This is a genomic window from Prevotella sp. HUN102, from assembly GCF_000688375.1.
In the GTDB taxonomy this organism is placed as follows: Bacteria; Bacteroidota; Bacteroidia; order Bacteroidales; family Bacteroidaceae; genus Prevotella.
Genome location: NZ_JIAF01000004.1, coordinates 370,843 through 390,344, shown reverse-complemented (window position 1 = coordinate 390,344; position 19,502 = coordinate 370,843). Strand labels below are relative to the sequence as shown.

Below are 19,502 nucleotides of genomic sequence, written 5' to 3'. Positions count from 1 at the left end.
TACTTGCAAAATCAAAAGGCGATTGTCGTCTCGACAATCGCCTTTTTCATTAAACTTAATCTACAAACCTGAGTTTTATTCTAAATGATGAATTTGACTGTTTAGTCCTAATTTCCTATTCTATTGAGATTGAATACCGCAATATTCGTTATTTAAACGTGAATACTTTAAACTATACTAATTACAATACAAAAATACAATTTATAATTATTTCTGCCAAATTATTTCTGCAATTAAATGATTTTCTTCAATTAATTTTGTAAAAATCGTGTCGTTTTGATAGTTATTTAACAATTATGGTTTACTTTCGCCTTCCACGTATTGTTCCATAAACAGATGCTCTCCGTCGAATACGACGTAGGTAAACTGCCAAATCCAATCGCCCAGAATGAGCATTCGGGCTTTGCGGGAAAGCGTAAGGTCGAGTGCGATATGGCGATGTCCGTAGATGTAGTAGTCTACATTAGGATGCGTTTTCATATATTCCTTGGTGTAGAGAACGAGGTATTCCTTGTCTTCGCCGAGGAATGGCGTCTCTTTTCCGTCTTCCCGCTTCATTCGGCTCTTCTTTGCCCAGTTCAAGCCCAGTTGCATTCCCCACCAAGGATGGAAAAAGTTGAGGAGTTTTTGGCACCCCCGGTTGTGGAACACCTTTCTGAGCATACGGAACATAGGGTCGGGGTCGCCCAGCCCGTCGCCGTGTGCGAGATAGAACACCTTGTCGTAAATCTCGGTGGTAATGTCCTTGCGGTGCAGAATCACCCCGCATTCTTCTTCCAGATAGCCGTAAGTCCAAATGTCGTGATTGCCGATGAAGTAATGAACCTCGACGCCCATATCCGTCAGTTCGGAAATCTTGCCGAGAAAACGCGTGAATCCCTTTGGAACTACGTATCGGTATTCGTTCCAAAAGTCGAACATATCTCCGAGAAGGTAGATTGCGGCAGCCTTGTGCTTGATGCTGTCGAGGAATCTCACGAGCCTTCGCTCCTGTGTTCGCCTGTGCTTGATGGCGAGAGAGCCGAGGTGCGCATCCGAAAGAAAATATACGTTCTTCATATTTTGAATGTTGAGGGGTGAATGTTGAGCGAGCAGCTCGCTCATAGTATGTATGGAATGGATTGCCTTACTCGGGCGTTCCTTATTCAAATCCGAGTTCAACCCGTGCTTCTTCCGTCATCATACTTTGGTCCCAAACCGGTTCGAAAACGAGATTGATGTTGGAACCCGTAACGCCCGTAACGCTTTCAACCTTGGTGCGCACGTCTTCAAAAATGAAATCGGCAGCAGGGCAGGATGGCGACGTGAAGGTCATATCCATTTCGAGCATACCGTCGTCCTGAAGGTCGATTTTATAAATCATACCGAGGTCGTAGATGTTTACGGGAATCTCAGGGTCGTAAACCGTTTTCAGCACGTCTACGATGTTTTCTTCTATCTTTGTTTTTTCTTCTTGTGTCATTTTTATCGTTCTTTTTTGTTGTTATGCCTCCCTTACGTCAGTTGCGCTCATTGGTTATCAGCCGATAGTGTGCCTTGCTTGCCGCAAAAAGAGGCTTCCTCTATTGCAAAGATAATGATTATATTTTATATTATTGGAAATCAATGCAAAGAAGATGGAAAAAGATGAATGATTTTTGGGATTTGAGGTTTGTAAGTAAACAAGGATACGAGTGGACGAGTGGACAAGGAAGCAGGGGAATGAGGAATAAGGAGAGGGGAGACAAGAGAGCAAGGAGATTAGCAAATCGATTTAAAATCTAGTTATTTCAAGCCTCACTTTCCGTTTGTTTCCCTGCATCCACTTAAGTAATCTGCTTGTAAACCCGTTCACTTGTCCCCTTGTTCACTTACGTCCGAAACCCTGTTCCCTTACATCTGATGTGTTCGGATTGAATCGAACGCATCAGGTGTTCTTTATATCTTTCCTTCCTCTCGATAGGAATAGTATGCGCCGTCGGTAATGATGATGTGGTCGAGAAAGAAGATGCGCATAAATTCGCAGGCGTTCTTTATGCGTTGCGTGAGCCGGTCGTCATCGCCACTCGGTCGGTTGTTGTTGCTCGGATGATTATGGCAGAGCGCAAGCACGGTGGCGTTTTTCAGTAAAGCCTCCTTCATAATCACGCGCACGTCCACGGCAGTTTCCGTGATGCCTCCGTGCGATATTCTTTTCGCTTCGATGAGCTTGTAGTTCTGGTTCATCAGCAGTATCCACGCTTCTTCCACGTCCAGATCCTGCATCTTCGGGTGCATAAAATTGTAGATGGAGGTAGCAGAACCCAAATCCTCGCATTCCATCGCAGTGGCAGCTTGTCGGCGTTTGCCCAGTTCGCAGGCAGCAAGAATCGTGATAGCCTTTGCAGGGCCGAGTCCGTTGTACTGCTCAAGGTCGTGGATGGTAAGTTTGCCGAGCGTGTTGAGGTTGTTGTCGCAATCGTTCAGCACTCGTTTCATCAGGTCTACGGCACTCTCCTTTGTGGAGCCCGAACCGATAAGTATTCCTAAAAGTTCTGCGTTGCTCAGTGCATCAGCCCCGAGTCTCACGAGTTTCTCGCGTGGCCGGTCTTCTTCTGCCCAGTCGGTAATAGATAAAGCCATAATTTAAGGTTCAGTAATTCTTGGCGGATGAAAGAGAACGGTTTCTCCGTATTCATCCGTTTCTCTGCAAAGTTCCGAAAAATCTTCGATATCTGCAAGCAATTACGTGGAAATAAAGCGTCAGCGTGAGAATGTTTCTTGTTGTGTGTCTTGATTGCAGAAGTAGGAAAAAGTATGGTTTGTAACTATTTGAAAATCAGTGGTTAAAAGGTTGGATTCCAAACGTGCGAAGAATGCAGTGCAATCTTCGCAAGAATGCAATGCAAACGTGCGAAGAATGGAATACATTCTTCGCACGTTTGAAAAACAGGTGTTATTTATAGAAATTCTTTTCGTAGGCCGTAAACTCGTCCTGTCCCTTTATGCAGCGTTTCCACCAAGCCTCTATGAATCCGCAGCCATAGCCCGTGAGCTGCACATAGGCGGCGATGCCGGAGAGCAGATTGGCCTTGAAATTGTGGAAATAGTACCAACTGTAACATACGTTGAGGTAGTAGTAGGCGAAGAGCAATAGGAGCGGCGTGAAGATAATCCAGCAGTTTCCAATGATGATGCCGACGAGCGAGACGAGCAAGAGGAATGCCACGCCGAGCGTGAAGACCGTAGGGAGCAGATGGACGAGCTTCAGCGATTCGGGATATTTCTTATATAGGTTCACGCGCGCGATGCCGCTGTTATATACCTGTCGCCAGAATTTTCTGAAGTCGGTGCGCCGTTTGTGCCATACCCACGCTTCGGGAAACAGGCGGCAGCGTTTTCCGGCCTTGAAGATACGGATGGAGAAATCTATGTCTTCGCCGAAGCGCATCTTGGAGAATCCTCCCAGCTCTGCATATACATCGCGGCGGATGCCCATATTGAAGGAACGGGGATAGAACTTGTCGAGCTTCTTCTTGCCTCCGCGAATACCTCCCGTGGTAAAGAAGGAGGTCATAGAGTAGGAAATGGCTTTCTGTGTGTCGGTAAACGAGTCGTGGGCACTGTCGGGACCGCCGAAAGCATCGGCGGGTTCTCTTTCCAATTCGTCGGAAATAGCCTTCAGATAGTCGTTTGGCAGCACTACGTCCGAGTCGAGTATGAGCAGGTATTCTCCCCTTGCACGTTCAGCACCATAGTTTCGGCTCTGTCCCGGACCCGAATTGGGCTTCATAAAATAATGAAGGTCGAGGCGTCCCGTATATTTGTCGCAGACTTCCTTGCAGGGCTTCTGTGAACCATCTTCTACAATGATAACCTCGAAATCCTTCTCTTCTTGTGTCAGAAGGCTTTCCAGTAGTTCGTCCACTTCGTCTGGACGATTGTAAACCGGTACGATGATGCTGTACTTCATATTTTAATAATGGGAGATGGGAGATAGGAGATGTGAAACGTGGGATGGGGGATGTGAAATGGGAAACGTGAGATGTGAAATGGAAGATGTGAAACGTGAAAACGGAGGGTGGGGAGAAATGGTTTCCTTGTTTCCTTGTCTCCTCGTCTTCTTGTTTCCTTGTCCACTATTTGTGGTAAGGCTTGTAAATAGCAAAAAGGTGAAGAGAGAATGTGTTGCTTTGGCAGCTCCAAAACATTTCACATAGCTCTTTTCACCTTTTCGTTTCTATTATCCGTTCACACGCCCGAGGTAGCTACCGTCGCGTGTGTCGATCTGAATTGTTTCGCCTTCATTGATGAACAATGGAACGCGCACCACGGCACCGGTCTCGAGTGTAGCAGGCTTTGTGGCGTTGGTTGCGGTGTTGCCCTTCACACCCGGCTCGCTGTGAGTGATGGTCAGCGTGGTCTTTACAGGCATTTCAGCAGAAAGGATAGTGCCGTCTGATGTGTCTGTAACAACTTCCACGATGTCGCTTTCCTTCATATATTCAGCACCTGTAATCTGATGAACAGGGATAGGAATTTGCTCGAAAGTCTCCTGATTCATAAAGATATATCCAGTTGCATCCTGATAGAGGTACTGGTATGGGCGACGCTCAACGCGGACATCCTCCAACTTGAAGCCAACTTGGAATGTACGCTCCAATACACGGCCGTCGGATACATTCTTCAACTTGGTAATCATTACAGTATTACCCTTGCCCGGCTTTCTGTGCTGGAAGTCGATGCAAGTCCAAATCTTTCCATCAAGACGGATACAAGTTCCGATTTTGATTTCCTGTGAATTAATCATAATTTGCTTATATATAATTTGTTATTTATTTATTGCTAAACGCATTGTTTTTGCGCTGCAAAGTTAAGCAAAATATAGTAAAAACATAAATTATTTACCTAAAAATCAATGTTTTCTTGGTTATTTCAAAAAGATTAAGTAATTTTGCAGCCCGTAACGGCTAATTAAATTCCGTTGCTTCTTAAATTGCATAATAACAATAAAATAAGCATAGAACAATGAAAAGAACATTTCAGCCTCACAACCGTCGTCGCGTGAACAAGCACGGTTTCCGCGAAAGAATGGCAACAAAGGACGGCCGTCGCGTATTGGCAGCCCGTCGCGCTAAAGGTCGTAAGAAATTAACAGTATCTGACGAGCACCACGGTAAGTAATCCGCCGCTTGCAGAGAATTGAACTGAAAACGGAAAGAAGTAGAGAATAATCTTTGCTTCTTTCCGTTTTTTTCTTTACCTTTGCCCAAATAATGAAAGTTACATTTATTAAGGTTAGATGACGTCGAAAAGTTTCTTCCATAATTTCTTCAGCACCTATCTCTGGGGCAATGTCCTTGCAATGATTATCCTTGTGGTATTGTTGTCGTTGGGCGTAAGGCACGGAATCGATTATTACACGCACAATGGCGAGTCGATTGTGGTGCCGAACGTCATACACAAACAGTATGATGATGCGCTGGATATTATGGAAAAGGTGGGGCTTACCATCGAAGTTGCCGATACCGGCTATGTAAAGGAACTTCCTCCTGACTGTATTCTTGAACAGACTCCCGTCGGAGGTAAGCGTGTGAAGTCCACTCGTGTTATCTACGTAACCATCAATGCTGCCAGTGCTCCTACGCTGCCATTGCCGGACTTGATAGATAACAGTTCGCTCCGTGAAGCCCGGGCGCAGTTGCTTTCGATGGGTTTCAAGGTTGGAGAGGCTGAATACATTCCGGGAGAGAAAGACTGGATTTACGGTCTTCTTGTGAATGGCCGCCACGTACAGGCCGGAGACCGTGTTCCGTTGGATGCGTTCGTCGTATTGCAGGTTGGCGACGGTACGCGCGATGTCAGCGGTACCACATCGTTGTATCCTGAATTTGAATACGAAGAGATTGAGGTGGAAGAGCCGGAAGACGAATATGAGTACGAAATGGTGGAAGTTCCGGTGGATGAGTTTGGCAATGAAATTCCACAAGGAAGCGGCCGTGAACCTCAGCCTGCGCCTTCATCTCCTTCGCCTAAAGCACCGGTTCCGTCGGCACCGGCAGTACCTAAACCCACAGAATAAATATGATTGACGAGGAAGAACTCTTTGAAGACGATATATTGGATGATGGTCCATTGGCCGAAGAGGCAGCCGATGGAGGTGGGCTGTACGAGCATTTTCGTGTAGAGGTGGATAAAGGACAGGATTCCGTGCGTATCGACAAATTCTTGTTCGAGCGTATGCAGCACTCCAGTCGCAACCGCATTCAGAAAGCTGCTGACGCCGGATTCATCCACGTGAACGGCACGCCCGTAAAGAGCAATTACAAGGTGCGTCCGGAGGATATCATCACGCTGATGCTCGACCGTCCGAAGCACGACAATACGATAGAAGCAGAGGATATTCCCTTGGACGTGGTCTATGAAGACGATGCTCTGATGGTTATCAACAAGCCGGCAGGTCTCGTTGTGCATCCCGGGGCAGGCAATTTCCACGGTACGCTCATCAATGCTGTTGCTTGGCACCTGAAAGATTTGGAATCTTTCGATGCAAACGACCCAGAAGTGGGGCTTGTTCATCGCATTGACAAAGATACGAGTGGCTTGCTGCTCATTGCAAAAACGCCCGAAGCAAAGAGCATTCTCGGAAAGCAATTCTTCAACAAAACCACGCATCGCAGCTACAATGCCCTTGTATGGGGCAACTTCAATGAAGATGAAGGACGGATTGAAGGCAATATCGGGCGCGATCCGAAGGACCGTCTGCGTATGGCAGTCTTTCCTCCGGAATCTGGAATCGGCAAGAGTGCCGTAACGCACTACAAGGTTTTGGAGCGGTTCGGCTATACCACCTTGATAGAATGTATTCTCGAGACTGGCCGTACACATCAGATTCGTGCGCATTTGAAGCACATCGGCCATCCTCTGTTCGGCGATGAGCGATACGGTGGAACGGAAATCCTGCGCGGACAACGCTCAAGCACCTACAAGGCATACATTCAGAACTGTCTGAAGATATGCAATCGTCAGGCACTCCACGCCAAAACGCTCGGCTTTGTTCATCCCACTACGAAGGAGCAGATGGACTTCACGAGCGAACTGCCCGAAGATTTGGGTTCGGTAATCGAGAAATGGAGAAACTATATCAACGGTAAACAAGATATGCTGTAATGAGCCTTGGGCGCAGAACAGATAAAGTTATAAAATAAAGAGATGGAAAATAACAAGCGAACTATCGCCATTGTTTGTGGTGGCGACTCTTCTGAACACGGCGTTTCGCTGCGTTCGGCTCAAGGACTCGTGTCTTTCTTTGACAAAGAGCGTTACAATATATATGTGGTTGATGTGAAAGGAACCGACTGGAACGTCAATCTTGAAGACGGAACCACCGTGCCTATCGACAAAAACGACTTCTCATTCCGCAAGGATGGCAAGTTGGTGTTGTTCGATTACGCTTACATCACTATCCACGGACAGCCCGGAGAGAACGGCGTGATGCAGGGATATTTTGAACTCATCCATCTTCCGTATTCCACAAGCGGCGTATTGGTTGAGGCACTGACCTTCGACAAGTACGTGCTGAACCGTTATCTGCGCAGCTTCAATGTGAATGTTCCCGACAGCATACTGCTCCGTCGCGGCGATGCGTACGATGAAAAGGAAATCGAGGCACGATTGGGAATGCCTTGTTTCGTGAAACCTGCTGCCGACGGCAGTAGTTTCGGCGTGTCAAAAGTGAAGAATGCCGACCAGATAGCACCGGCTTTGCGTGTTGCCTTTATGGAGAGCGACGAAGTGATGATTGAAGGTTATCTCGACGGTGTGGAAATTTCACAGGGTGTTTACAAGACAAAGGAAAAGGCTGTGGTGTTCCCTGCAACGGAAGTTGTAACGAGCAACGAGTTCTTCGACTATAATGCGAAGTACAATGGACAGGTTGAGGAAATCACTCCGGCGCGCATCGACCCTGAAACAGCCAAGAAAGTGGCAGCCGAAACCAGTCGTATCTACGATATTCTCCACGCCAACGGCATTATCCGAATTGATTATATCATCACGAAGGATAAGGATGGCAACGATGTTATCAATATGCTGGAAGTGAATACCACGCCGGGTATGACCGTAACGAGCTTCATTCCTCAGCAGGTTCGCGCAGCAGGCCTTGACATCAAGGAGGTTTTGAGCGAAATCGTAGAGAATCAGTTCTAAAGAATGGCAGAAATCGTTGTGAACGGGTTCTAAGAAATAGATTTGTTTGACAAGGGAACAAGATGACAAGTGAACGAGGAAATGATTCCTTGTCAGCTCGTTAGCCTGTTCCCTTGTTGGCTTTTAAAACATACTGAGTTGATTTTTAAAACATACTGATATGATTATACCAGGAAAATTCGACGAAATCCGTCCTTTTGTTCCAGAGGAATTGCCTTTGGTTTATGAGCGTCTGCTTGCCGACCAACAGTTTCTTCAAGTGGTGAAAGCCGTCTTTCCGGATGCTCCTCTCGAGGCTCTCAAGCAGCAAATGTACTCCTGCAAGACGCTGCTCGACTTCCAAAAGACATTCTTCTATGGCATTGTTCATAACATTATGAAGAAATCCGGCAATGGTTTCGAGTTGGATGCGCCCTCATTGGACAGAAATTCCAATTACACCTTTGTGAGCAATCACCGCGACATTGTGCTCGATTCGGCTATGCTCGACGTGCTGCTGATAGACAACAAATTCAATACTACCTGCGAAATAGCCATTGGCGACAATCTCCTGAAGCTGCCGTGGGTAAAGGATATTGTCCGTCTGAACAAGAGTTTCATCGTGCTTCGCGGCCTGCCGATGCGACAGATGCTGCAAGCCAGCAAAACATTGTCCGAATATATGCACTTTGCCATCAGCGAAAAGAAGGAAAACATCTGGATAGCGCAGCGCGAAGGACGTGCGAAAGACTCCAATGACCGTACTGCCGAGGCTATTCTGAAGATGATGACAATGGGCGGCGAAGGCTCACTTATCGAAAAACTTCAGAAACTCCACATCGTTCCTACGGCTATTTCCTACGAATACGACCCCTGCGATTTCCTCAAGGCAAAGGAATATCAGCAGCGTCGTGATATGGAAGTGTTCCGGAAAGGTCCACAGGACGACATCATCAGTATGCAAACCGGCATTATGGGCTACAAGGGACACGTGCATTACTGCGCTGCCCCCTGCATCGACGACTTCCTTTCGGGCATCGATTCTGAAACTCCGAAGACGGAAATATACAGGATTATCGCAGAACACATCGACAAAGAGATTCATAAGAATTATCATCTCTATGCCAACAACTACGTTGCGCTCGATTTCTTGAAAGGAACTTCCGACTTTGCTGATAAATATACGGCAGAAGAAAAGGCAAGATTTGAGCAGTATCTCGACGGGCAGATGGCGAAGATTGATTTGGAAAACAAGGACGAGGCATTCCTGCGTGAGCGTATGCTGACGATGTATGCCAACCCTGCAATAAACTATATCAAGGCGAATGCTTAAACGACTGTTGTTCTATCTCGTTCTTGCAGCACTTGCAGCCTGTGAGAACAATCCTTACGAATCGGGCGATTCCGGCTTATCCTATCTCCGAACGGATTTTGTTGAGGCGAATACGAATGCCGATTCACGGTTTGTTTCGGCTCTGACCGACGACGGAGAAGCCTTGCAGCTCGCTTCTCCATTGTCGGCTGACTGGGCAACTACGCCCGATTCCACGTACCGTGCACTGCTTTATTATAACAAGAAAGGAGAAACGGTGTCGCCCATAGCTATTTCCAAGGTTTTAGTAATGGATATCAAGTCTGCCGATGCCGTGGAAGTGGTGGAAGACCCTGTGAAATTCAATGCAGCTTGGCTGAGCAAGAACAGGAAATACCTGAATCTGGGCTTGGGATTGAAGACCGGTAAGGTGGAGGGCGACACGAAATTGCAGTCATTGGGTGTGGTATGCGATTCCGTGAAGACAGAAAATGGCGTGCAAACCCATTATCTCCGTCTGCACCATCGGCAGAATGGCGTTCCCGAATACTATACGACAAAACTTTATGTGAGTATTCCCATTGCCGGATTCCGACAAGGCGACATTCTCCAACTGCGAATGAACACCTATGAGGGCGAAGTGATAAAGTCATTCGCTGTGCCTTAACGCTGTGATTCAATCCCTCTTGCCCTCTTGTTTCCTCATTCATCCTTGTAAACTTGTTTACTCGTCCCCTTGTAACCTTATCCCCTGCAAACTCCCCTTCCTTGTTCTCCCGTAACCTTATCCCTTATAAATTCCTCAATATATGTTATCATTTGAAAGCGATTATAATAATGGTGCCCATCCTGACGTGCTCCGATACCTCTTGGAAACGAACGACGAGCAAACACCCGGCTACGGATTCGACCGTTTCAGCGAGTGCGCACGCCAAAAGATTCGTGAAGCGTGTGGTTTTCCCGATGCCGACATCTTCTTTCTGTCGGGCGGAACGCAGACAAATGCCACTGTCATAGACGGCGTATTGCAGTCTTACGAGGCTGTGATAAGTGCCGAAACAGGCCATATCAATGTTCACGAGGCCACGGCCGTCGAGGCTTCGGGCCACAAAGTGATAGCGTTGCCGTCGCACGATGGCAAGATTGCGCCCGAAGAACTGGAAAAGTTTATGGAGAACTTCACGGCAGACGAGAACAAAGACCATTGCGCGCAGCCGGGAATGGTGTATATCACTTTCCCCACAGAGCTTGGCACGCTCTATTCGCGCGCCGAACTGGACTATATATATAAGGTGTGCCGGCGATTTGAACTGCCCTTGTTCGTCGATGGTGCGCGTCTGGGCTACGGTCTGATGTCGGAGGAATGCGGGTTCGACCTCAAGTGGCTGGCAGCCCATTGCGATGTGTTCTACATCGGAGGCACGAAAGTCGGGGCATTGTGCGGCGAAGCCGTAGTGTTTGCGAACAGGAAGGCTCCCAAACACTTCTTCACAATCGTGAAACGGCACGGCGCACTGATGGCAAAGGGCAGACTGATAGGTGCGCAGTTCGATGCTCTGTTCAGCGATAATCTCTATTTCCGTATCTCCCGCCACGCCATTGAAATGGCGAATCGGCTGAAGACAATCTTCAGGAACAAGGGTTATCGTTTCGTTCTCGACTCACCCACCAATCAGCAGTTCGTGGTTCTCGACAACACATTGATGGAACGTCTCGGCAATACCGTCCTCTTCTCCCGGTGGGAACCTTATTCCGACACCGAGACCGTCTGCCGGTTCGTTACCAGTTGGGCAACGCGTGCAGAGGATTTGGATGCGCTCGAGAAATGCTTGTAGTCCGTGTTGGGAAGATAAATTTCTATGTTCAGATTTATCCCAAATCCTGATAGTTTCAAGTGGTTGAATACACGTTTTGCAAATGACCGAAGAATGCACTGCATTCTTCGGTCATTTGCTTTCCATTCTTGCGAAGATTGGAACGCATTCTTCGCAAGAATGGAAACGGAAAGCATAACCATTGAATTTCAGGTGTTTACAAAGGGTCGCATCAGACCGAACAGAAAAAAGAATGGGAGCAACTTTCGTGAAGCTGTTCCCATTCTTTATTTATATGTGTATCTGATAAGTTCAAACTTATCGTGTGGTGCTTATTTCAAAACACCGAGTTCCTTGCCCACCTTGATGAATGCTGCGATAGCCTTGTCGAGGTGTTCGCGGTTATGACCGGCTGAAAGCTGAACACGAATACGTGCCTGTTCCTTCGGAACTACCGGATAGTAGAATCCCGTAACGTAGATTCCTTCGTCGAGCATACGCTTTGCATAGTCCTGAGAAAGCTTTGCATCGTAGAGCATAACGGCGCAGATAGCACTCTGTGTAGGCTTGATGTCGAAGCCTGCTGCCATCATCTTGTCGCGGAAATAGTTCACGTTTTCAACGAGCTTATCGTGCAGTTCGTTGCTTTCCTTCAGCATCTTGAACACTTCGAGCGTAGCACCGATAATGCTTGGAGCCAAAGAATTGGAGAAAAGATAAGGGCGGCTGCGCTGACGAAGCAGGTCGATGATTTCCTTTCTACCCGTGGTGAATCCTCCGAGAGCACCGCCGAACGCCTTTCCGAGCGTACCTGTGTAGATATCCACGCGGTCGTAGGTGTTGCAGAGTTCGCTTACGCCGTGTCCGGTAGCACCGACTACGCCGGCAGAGTGCGATTCGTCCACCATAACGAGTGCGTCATACTTTTCAGCGAGGTCGCAAATCTTGTCGATAGGAGCCACGTTGCCGTCCATAGAGAACACGCCATCGGTAACGATGATGCGGAAACGCTGTGCCTGAGCCTCCTGAAGGCACTTCTCCAATTCGGCCATATCGGCGTTTGCATAGCGATAACGCTTTGCCTTGCAGAGACGTACACCGTCGATGATTGAAGCGTGGTTGAGCGCATCAGAGATAATGGCATCCTGATCAGTAAATAAAGGTTCGAAAACACCACCGTTTGCATCGAAGCAAGCCGCATAAAGAATTGTGTCCTCAGTCTTGAAATAGTCTGAAATAGCTGCTTCCAGTTCCTTGTGGCTGTCCTGTGTGCCACAGATGAAGCGCACCGACGACATACCGAAGCCACGTGTGTCCATCATCTTCTTTGCACCTTCGATGAGGCGAGGATGATTGGAAAGGCCGAGATAGTTGTTTGCGCAGAAGTTAAGCACTTCCTTGCCCTTCACATTGATGGCAGCCTGCTGAGGTCCTTCGATGATTCTTTCCTCTTTGTAGAGACCGGCTTCCTTGATTTCTGCGAGTGTGTCGCAGAGATGTTGTTTCATTTTTCCATACATAACACTAGATTTTAAAATTTACTCTGACAAAGTAACTCATATTTTTTGAGAAATTGGACATCTTATGCGATTATTTTTTCCATAACCATTTTTTTTTATAAAGATTAATACTTTTATTTTATAAATTAAACAAAAAAGTATTTAACTTTGTCCAGAGTAATCCAAATCATCTATAATAATATGAAAAATGTATTAGTAATTGGCTCTACTGGACAAATCGGTTCTGAGCTGACCAGAGAGTTGAGAAAACATTGTGGAAGCGACAACGTAGTAGCAGGTTATATCAAAGGCTGCGAGCCAACGGGCGAATTAAAGGAAGGCGGTCCGGCGGCGGAATGCGACGTTACCAATCCTGAAATGATTGCAGAGGTTGTGAAGAAGCACAACATCGATACTATCTACAACCTTGCAGCATTGCTTTCTGTTGTTGCGGAAAACAAGCCGAAGCTCGCTTGGAAAATCGGTATCGACGGTCTTTGGAACGTTCTTGAAGTGGCACGCGAGAACAAATGCGCAGTGTTCACACCAAGTTCTATCGGCTCTTTCGGTACAAGCACTCCACACGAAATGACTCCACAGGACACCGTTCAGCGTCCGGGAACAATCTATGGCGTATCAAAGGTTACGACAGAGCTTCTGAGCGACTACTATCAGAAGAAGTACGGCGTGGACACACGCTCCGTTCGTTTCCCGGGTCTTATTTCTTACCTTACACCTCCGGGTGGCGGAACTACCGACTATGCTGTGGATATTTTCTATTCAGCAGTAAAGGGCGAGAAGTTCGTTTGTCCTATTGCAAAGGGCACCCGTATGGATATGATGTATATGCCTGATGCTATGCAGGCTTGTATCAACCTGATGGAGGCAGACCCTGAAAAGTTGATTCATCACAATGGTTTCAACGTAACGGCAATGAGCTTCGACCCAGAGCAGATTTTCAATGAAATCAAGAAGCACAAGCCAAACTTCGAGATGGAATACGATGTGGATCCATTGAAGCAAGGCATTGCAGACAGCTGGCCAGACAGTCTCGACGACTCTTGCGCACGTGCAGAATGGGGTTGGAATCCTAAGTTCGACCTCAACGCAATGACTGTGGATATGCTCGACAAGTTGAGCAAGAAGCTGTTGGGATAAGATTGATAATGCAATAACTTGAGTTCGGGAAATTCCCGAACTCATAGATACTGATTGACGAGGAAACAAGGCGACAGGTTGGCAAGTGGATTACCGCCGAATGAGCGAATCTACTTGTCCATTTGTACTTTTGTTCCCTCGTCAATTCATTTATTTGTCTCCTCATCCTCTTGTCTCCTCGTCTCCTTGAAATAGACAAACAAAAGTCCGACCAAACGATTTGGCCGGACTTTTTTGTTTCTCTTCGTGTGCAGTCTTCGCTTATGCTCCGTGGAATAGGTATTCTGCCTGAATGTCCTTCGTCAGTTCCGTGAAGAGTTCTTCCTGCAAACGGTCTGCAAGTTCGATACCTTTTGTGAGAATACGGTCGGAAAACTCCTGAAGCATATCCTTTGCACGCAGAGGCTGCGTCTTGTAGATGCGCAGATATTCCTCCTCCATTTCGCGCTGACGTTGGTCGGTTTCCGCCTCAAACTTCAGATACGCCTCCTTTATAATAGGTGCATATTTGTTGTAGTTCACCATTCCTAACGTCATTACCTTGCGGAACTTCCAGTAAGCGGAATCCACGCTCGCCTTGTCGTTGCCCTTCGTGTAGGCTTCAGGATAAGAGGTGATGCCCTGATAGAGAGGGAGGAACAGCCCCAGATCAGCCATTCCCATCGCTACGTAGTTGCAGCAACCGATGGCCTGCGGAAGCTCCGGACGCACCTGAAGAATGTGGGTCTGCGTTGTACGGAAGATAGAAACCGGACGGTATGGCTCTTTCGGATTGCTGTTGAGATAGGGGTCGTGCTCTGTGTTGTCGTAGTGGAAACGGAATGCACGGCGCATATCCGTGATGCTGATGGGCTTTTCAGCCTTTGCAAATACTGGGAAAGTATTCTTCGTAACGTCGTTCTCGATGCTTGGAGAGAACATCTGCTGCAATCCCCATACGCGAGGATAGTTGTAGGTGGTATCCAGTTTTATGTCGCGGATATAAGCCTTGTGGAAATCAAATTCCTCCTCCTTCGGATTCCACAGACCGTTCTTCTCGGCAAATTCAAGCAAGTCGGCAGATGCGAGGAAGTTTTCCCTGTCGTTGGGATTGTATTCACGGAAACGGCTCTGATTGCCCGTTACGAAATACTTGTCGCTCGGCATACGGCAAGCCAGCCAACGATGGCCGCACGCTGTTTCGAGATACCAAATCTCCTTGTTGTCTACAAATCCGATGCCGAAGCCTTCGGCAATGCCGTGTTTCTCAATGAGCATTCCCAGTCTCTCGACACCTTCTTTTGCAGTCCTGATGTACGGCAGCACTATATTGAATACGGCATTCTCGCCAACACCGTTCTCAACCAATGGGTCAAACTCCAGTACCTTGTCGCTGCTGAAGATACTCTCCGTTGCACTCATACCGACGCCTGCCGTATTGAATCCCGCGCTGCCCCAATGATTAGGCAGATTGAACGGAGCCAGCGCACTGTAACCCAATGCTTCGGCAGGAAGTTCACAACGGAACGGGCTGTCCTTGGCCACATATTCGCGTGCGCCGTTTTTGGTATCTTCGTAAATCTCGTAGTTCTTCGCCTCCATTGCGTCCCAGTCTTCCGAACGGGCCACGAGCATAGAGCCGTCGCAGGTCATATCTTTTCCCACAATGATTGTAGTGCATTCCGATGGCAGACTGCTCATCTTCTCTTTTGTTTCTTTCATAATACCGTATTTTAGATGTTTGTTTAGTAAAGGCAAATGTAGGAAAAATATCTGAAACCCTCTCTTAAAGCAATGTTAAACTTGGAAAATTACCTATAATTGATGATTGCCCGACGCATTTCAATTGATGGCATTAGCTTGATCAGGATATATTGATGCCTGCTTGGGGTTGGTTTGTAACTGTTTGATAATCAGTGGTAATTTTGTCCGTTTTCAATCTTGCGAAGAATGCAGTTCAATCTTCGCAAAAATGGAATGCAAACGTGCGAAGATTGCACTGCATTCTTCGCACGTTTGGAAATCATATATCTATGCGCCTGAAATGATCATCATTTACTGGATTGGTAGCGGAATATTTCTGACGAGATAAAGGAAAGTGTATGGAAATGTAAAAATGTATAGAAAAATAAATAAAATCAGTAAATCAATGGAATATTTTTATTTCTCTCTTCCTGTCATTCCGTTAAAAGCAAAATCAGATTGTTATGTTTTGCAGTAATTTTTATGTCAAAATATAAGGTAATTTCCTGTTTTTTGTTTGATTGTTGTTAATAAATTAAAAAATTAACTGTGTTTTATTTGAAATTGCAATTTATTTAACTATGTTTGCATTTAGTTAATCTATGTATACAGCAAAGTTGACTTTAATATCTTGATAAAACTGACAAAATGTCAGGAGACTGAAGAAGGCTTTCAATTTATTCACTAATTCTAAATCTTATGAAAAGAAGACTAACAATGTTTCTTGCGTGTTTCTTCCTAAAGTTTGGGAGTTGCGCTTGCACAGACAGAGTGTAGTGGTACTGTCGTATCATCAGACGACGGGCAGCCTATCATTGGAGCATCCGTAATCGTAGTGGGAACTACGGACGGTGCAATAACCGACATTGATGGAAAGTTCTCTATCAGTGTTCCAAAGGACGGACGCATTACTATTTCCTACGTCGGAATGGTTGCAAAAACCTTGAAAGCTACCAAGAATATGGTGGTTAAACTGGATCCGGAAAACAGTGCTCTGGACGAAGTGATGGTCGTTGCTTACGGTACGGCAAAGAAATCCACGTTTACCGGTTCGGCAACCAACGTTGATTCAAAGAAACTTGAGAAGGTTCAGGCTGCCGATGCCTCAAAGGCTTTGGAGGGTATGGTGGCAGGTTTGTCGGTAACGAGTCCGTCAGGCCGTGCAGGTCAGGGAACAACGTTGCGTATCCGTGGTATCGGTTCTCTGAACGCTTCCAGCGCACCTCTCATCATTCTGGACGGTGCTCCCTATAATGGCGAAATCAATGCCATCAATACGAAGGACATTGAGAGTATCAACGTGCTCAAGGATGCTGCTTCCGCCGCTCTGTATGGTGCTCGTGGTGCCAACGGTGTTGTATTGATTACGACAAAGAGCGGCGAAAAGGGAAGAGTACAGGTTGCTTTCGACGCCCGCATAGGTACAAACAGGCGCGGTGTGCCCGAATACGACATCATTACAGACCCGGGACTGTACTATAAGCTTACTTGGGAATCTTTGAAGCACGCTGTTACCTATTCCGAAAATCCGGCGGCTAACCCGGGACAGTGGGCAAGTGAAAACCTGATTGGCAAGTTGGGATATAATATTTATAATACTCCTGACAATCAGGTGGTGGATCCTAACGGAAATCTGACGAATGCCCCCATCCGTTACGAGGATGCAGCCAACTTCAACGACTGGCTGGGAACGCTCTATGAGCCTAAGACCCGCGAAGAATACAATATCAGTATTACCAAGGGAACAGACAAGTCCAAGGTTTACTTCTCACTGGGCTATCTCAACGACCGTGGTTTCAATATGAACACAGGCTTCGAGCGTATCACCACCCGTTTGTCTTATGATTCTGAAATCACAGACTGGATGCGCATTTCTGCTTCTTCACAGTTGGCAAAGACCAATGCGCGCAACGCATCAGACGAAGGCAGAAACTTCAGCAACACGTTTATGTGGAGCCGTATGATTGCCCCCATCTATCCTATCTACAAGCACGATAACAATGGAATGATCGTTCGCGACGATAAGGGCGAGATGGTGTACGACGATTCTCAGAGCCGTATGTATGCCGGTGGTATGAACCTCATCAAGCAGAACCTTCTCAACGTTCAGAAGAACGTGAACTACTATCTCACACAGAATGCACGCATCGACGTTAAACTGCCATTCGACTTGAAGTTCAGCACAACGGCTACATTCAACGGCAACTGGTGGCGTTACACGGATATGAAGAATCCGCTCGTTGGCGACGGTCAGGCTTACGGTGGTATCCTTTTCAAGGAGTCCAATCAGAGTTGGTCTTTGAACTGGAATCAGATTCTTACTTGGGACAAGACTTTCAACGACTGGACACTGCACGCAATGCTCGGACACGAAAACTATCAGGAAAAGACCAATTTCTTCTCCGGCGAGAAGAAATCGCTGCTCGATCCCACATTGGCAGAGTTTATCTCGGCTGCCACTATCTCAAGTTTGAACTCTTTCGGCAGAGAATATAAGGTGGAAGGTTTCTTCGGACAGCTCACGGCAGACTATCTCGACAAGTATTACGCATCGGCATCTTTGCGTCGCGATGGCTCTTCTATCTTCCATCCCGACCACCGTTGGGGTACATTCTGGAGCCTGGGAGCGTCTTGGCGTATCAATCAGGAAGCGTTCCTGAAGGACGTTCAGGCCATTCAGAACCTGAAACTACGTGTCAGCTACGGTGTGCAGGGTAATGATTACCTCTATTTGCCGGGAACAACGCTGCGTGCTTACACTCCATACACGAACCTTTATTCTATTTCTTCCACAGGTACGGAAAGCGTTTACGGTCCTACCTACAAGGGAACGAAGAACATTACTTGGGAAAAGAACAACAACCTCGACGTAGGTCTCGAGTTTTCACTTTGGAGAGGCGCATTGGCCGGTGAGTTCGACTTCTTCACCCGCCGCACGTCTGATATGCTTTTCAACCTGCCTATCTCATCAACGACCGGATTCGATACAGAACCTGTGAACTTCGGTAATATGGTGAACACCGGTTTTGAGTTCAATCTCTCTTCCAATGTCTACAACAACAAGAACATCAACGTAAACGTAGGTGTCAATGGTATTACTTACAAGAACAAGATAACCAAACTTCCGGAGCAATTCAAGGAAGACGGCATCGCTTCCGGCTATCGCATTATGAAAGAAGGCGGTGGTATCTACGACTATTATATGGTTAAATCAGCAGGTGTCAATCCTGAGAATGGCGACCAGATGTACTATGTATGGAGCGAAAAGGAGAATGATTTCGTGAAGGTTGCAGGCGACGGTTACGATTCAAACTTAAAGAGCAGACAGTTCGTTGGTTCTGCTTTGCCGAAACTTTCCGGTGGTTTCTATGTCAATGCGGCAGCTTACGGATTCGACTTCTCTATGCAGTTTGCATACAGAATAGGCGGTAAGGTTTACGACCAGAACTATCAGGAGTTGATGTCCTCCGGTACTCCGGGTACAAACTGGCACAAGGATATTCTGAACAGATGGTTGCCTGAAAACACAGTAACCGACGTTCCTCGTCTTCAGAGTTCTGTTCAGTTCCTCACACAGGCTTCAGATCGTTTCCTTATCGACGGTTCTTACCTCTCATTGAACAACTTGACGCTCGGCTATACATTGCCAAGAACGCTCTTGAGCAAGATAGGCATTCAGAATCTCCGCGTTTACTTCGCAGCCGACAACCTTGGCTTGTGGACAAAGAGAAAGGGGCTCGACCCACGTGTGTCCCTGAACGGTACGCAGGACGTAAGTGTGAACAGTGCCGTTCGTACACTCTCATTTGGTCTCAGCCTCAATTTGTAGAATGTTTTTATGAACAATTTAAA

16 protein-coding genes are annotated in these 19,502 nt (G+C 46.9%); 9 read left to right on the top strand and 7 right to left on the bottom strand.

The genetic code is table 11. The annotated features are described in order from the left end of the window. Window positions 1-294 precede the first annotated feature (294 nt). The 5 genes from P150_RS0106500 to efp all read right to left on the bottom strand — a co-directional run bounded on the left by P150_RS0106500 (window position 295) and on the right by efp (window position 4,768). Window positions 295-1,059, bottom strand: coding sequence for a UDP-2,3-diacylglucosamine diphosphatase (locus P150_RS0106500; protein ID WP_028896974.1), 765 nt, complete (start codon window positions 1,057-1,059; stop codon window positions 295-297). Between the two features lie 82 nt (window positions 1,060-1,141). After that, window positions 1,142-1,462, bottom strand: a complete 321-nt coding sequence (locus P150_RS0106495; protein WP_028896973.1) for a metal-sulfur cluster assembly factor — start codon at window positions 1,460-1,462, stop codon at window positions 1,142-1,144. Window positions 1,463-1,917: 455 nt separating this feature from the next. After that, on the bottom strand, window positions 1,918-2,601 hold the full coding sequence (radC, locus tag P150_RS0106485; protein WP_028896972.1) for a DNA repair protein RadC: 684 nt from the start codon (window positions 2,599-2,601) through the stop codon (window positions 1,918-1,920). Window positions 2,602-2,914: 313 nt separating this feature from the next. Next, entirely contained in the window at window positions 2,915-3,931 is a 1,017-nt protein-coding gene (locus tag P150_RS0106480; RefSeq protein ID WP_028896971.1) for a glycosyltransferase family 2 protein, read from the bottom strand. Window positions 3,932-4,201: 270 nt separating this feature from the next. Then, window positions 4,202-4,768, bottom strand: a complete 567-nt coding sequence (gene efp / locus P150_RS0106475; protein ID WP_028896970.1) for an elongation factor P — start codon at window positions 4,766-4,768, stop codon at window positions 4,202-4,204. Between the two features lie 218 nt (window positions 4,769-4,986). Here efp and rpmH point away from each other — a divergent pair, with 218 nt between their 5' ends. The 7 genes from rpmH to P150_RS0106440 all read left to right on the top strand — a co-directional run bounded on the left by rpmH (window position 4,987) and on the right by P150_RS0106440 (window position 11,292). Then, window positions 4,987-5,142 (top strand): 50S ribosomal protein L34, encoded by a 156-nt coding sequence (gene rpmH / locus P150_RS0106470; RefSeq protein WP_004354441.1) that lies wholly within the window; start codon window positions 4,987-4,989, stop codon window positions 5,140-5,142. Window positions 5,143-5,260: 118 nt separating this feature from the next. Beyond that, window positions 5,261-6,040 (top strand): PASTA domain-containing protein, encoded by a 780-nt coding sequence (locus P150_RS0106465; protein WP_028896969.1) that lies wholly within the window; start codon window positions 5,261-5,263, stop codon window positions 6,038-6,040. Window positions 6,041-6,042: 2 nt separating this feature from the next. Next, window positions 6,043-7,128: an RluA family pseudouridine synthase gene (locus tag P150_RS0106460; RefSeq protein ID WP_028896968.1), complete on the top strand. Its 1,086-nt coding sequence runs from the start codon at window positions 6,043-6,045 to the stop codon at window positions 7,126-7,128. Between the two features lie 42 nt (window positions 7,129-7,170). Beyond that, window positions 7,171-8,166 (top strand): D-alanine--D-alanine ligase, encoded by a 996-nt coding sequence (locus tag P150_RS0106455; protein WP_028896967.1) that lies wholly within the window; start codon window positions 7,171-7,173, stop codon window positions 8,164-8,166. A gap of 160 nt (window positions 8,167-8,326) precedes the next feature. Next, window positions 8,327-9,478, top strand: coding sequence for a 1-acyl-sn-glycerol-3-phosphate acyltransferase (locus P150_RS0106450; RefSeq protein WP_028896966.1), 1,152 nt, complete (start codon window positions 8,327-8,329; stop codon window positions 9,476-9,478). Continuing rightward, on the top strand, window positions 9,471-10,124 hold the full coding sequence (locus P150_RS0106445) for a NigD-like C-terminal domain-containing protein (protein WP_028896965.1): 654 nt from the start codon (window positions 9,471-9,473) through the stop codon (window positions 10,122-10,124). The genes P150_RS0106450 and P150_RS0106445 overlap by 8 nt, the downstream gene beginning before the upstream one ends. Window positions 10,125-10,266: 142 nt before the next feature. After that, window positions 10,267-11,292 (top strand): low specificity L-threonine aldolase, encoded by a 1,026-nt coding sequence (locus tag P150_RS0106440; protein WP_028896964.1) that lies wholly within the window; start codon window positions 10,267-10,269, stop codon window positions 11,290-11,292. A 311-nt stretch (window positions 11,293-11,603) separates the two neighbouring features. Here the strand turns inward: P150_RS0106440 and kbl are convergent, their stop codons facing one another. Beyond that, window positions 11,604-12,791 carry a glycine C-acetyltransferase gene (gene kbl / locus P150_RS0106430; protein WP_028896963.1) on the bottom strand — a complete coding sequence of 396 codons (1,188 nt, stop codon included), beginning with the start codon at window positions 12,789-12,791 and terminating at the stop codon, window positions 11,604-11,606. A 180-nt stretch (window positions 12,792-12,971) separates the two neighbouring features. On the opposite strand from kbl, the gene P150_RS0106425 reads away from it, so the two are divergent. Continuing rightward, window positions 12,972-13,928 (top strand): NAD-dependent epimerase/dehydratase family protein, encoded by a 957-nt coding sequence (locus P150_RS0106425; RefSeq protein WP_028896962.1) that lies wholly within the window; start codon window positions 12,972-12,974, stop codon window positions 13,926-13,928. A gap of 261 nt (window positions 13,929-14,189) precedes the next feature. On the opposite strand, the gene P150_RS0106420 is transcribed toward P150_RS0106425, so the two are convergent. Beyond that, complete coding sequence (locus P150_RS0106420; protein ID WP_028896961.1) at window positions 14,190-15,629, bottom strand: C69 family dipeptidase; 1,440 nt, start codon at window positions 15,627-15,629, stop codon at window positions 14,190-14,192. A 766-nt stretch (window positions 15,630-16,395) separates the two neighbouring features. Between P150_RS0106420 and P150_RS16125 the strand changes: the two genes are divergently transcribed. Further along, window positions 16,396-19,479, top strand: a complete 3,084-nt coding sequence (locus P150_RS16125; protein ID WP_051617579.1) for a TonB-dependent receptor — start codon at window positions 16,396-16,398, stop codon at window positions 19,477-19,479. Window positions 19,480-19,502 lie beyond the last annotated feature (23 nt).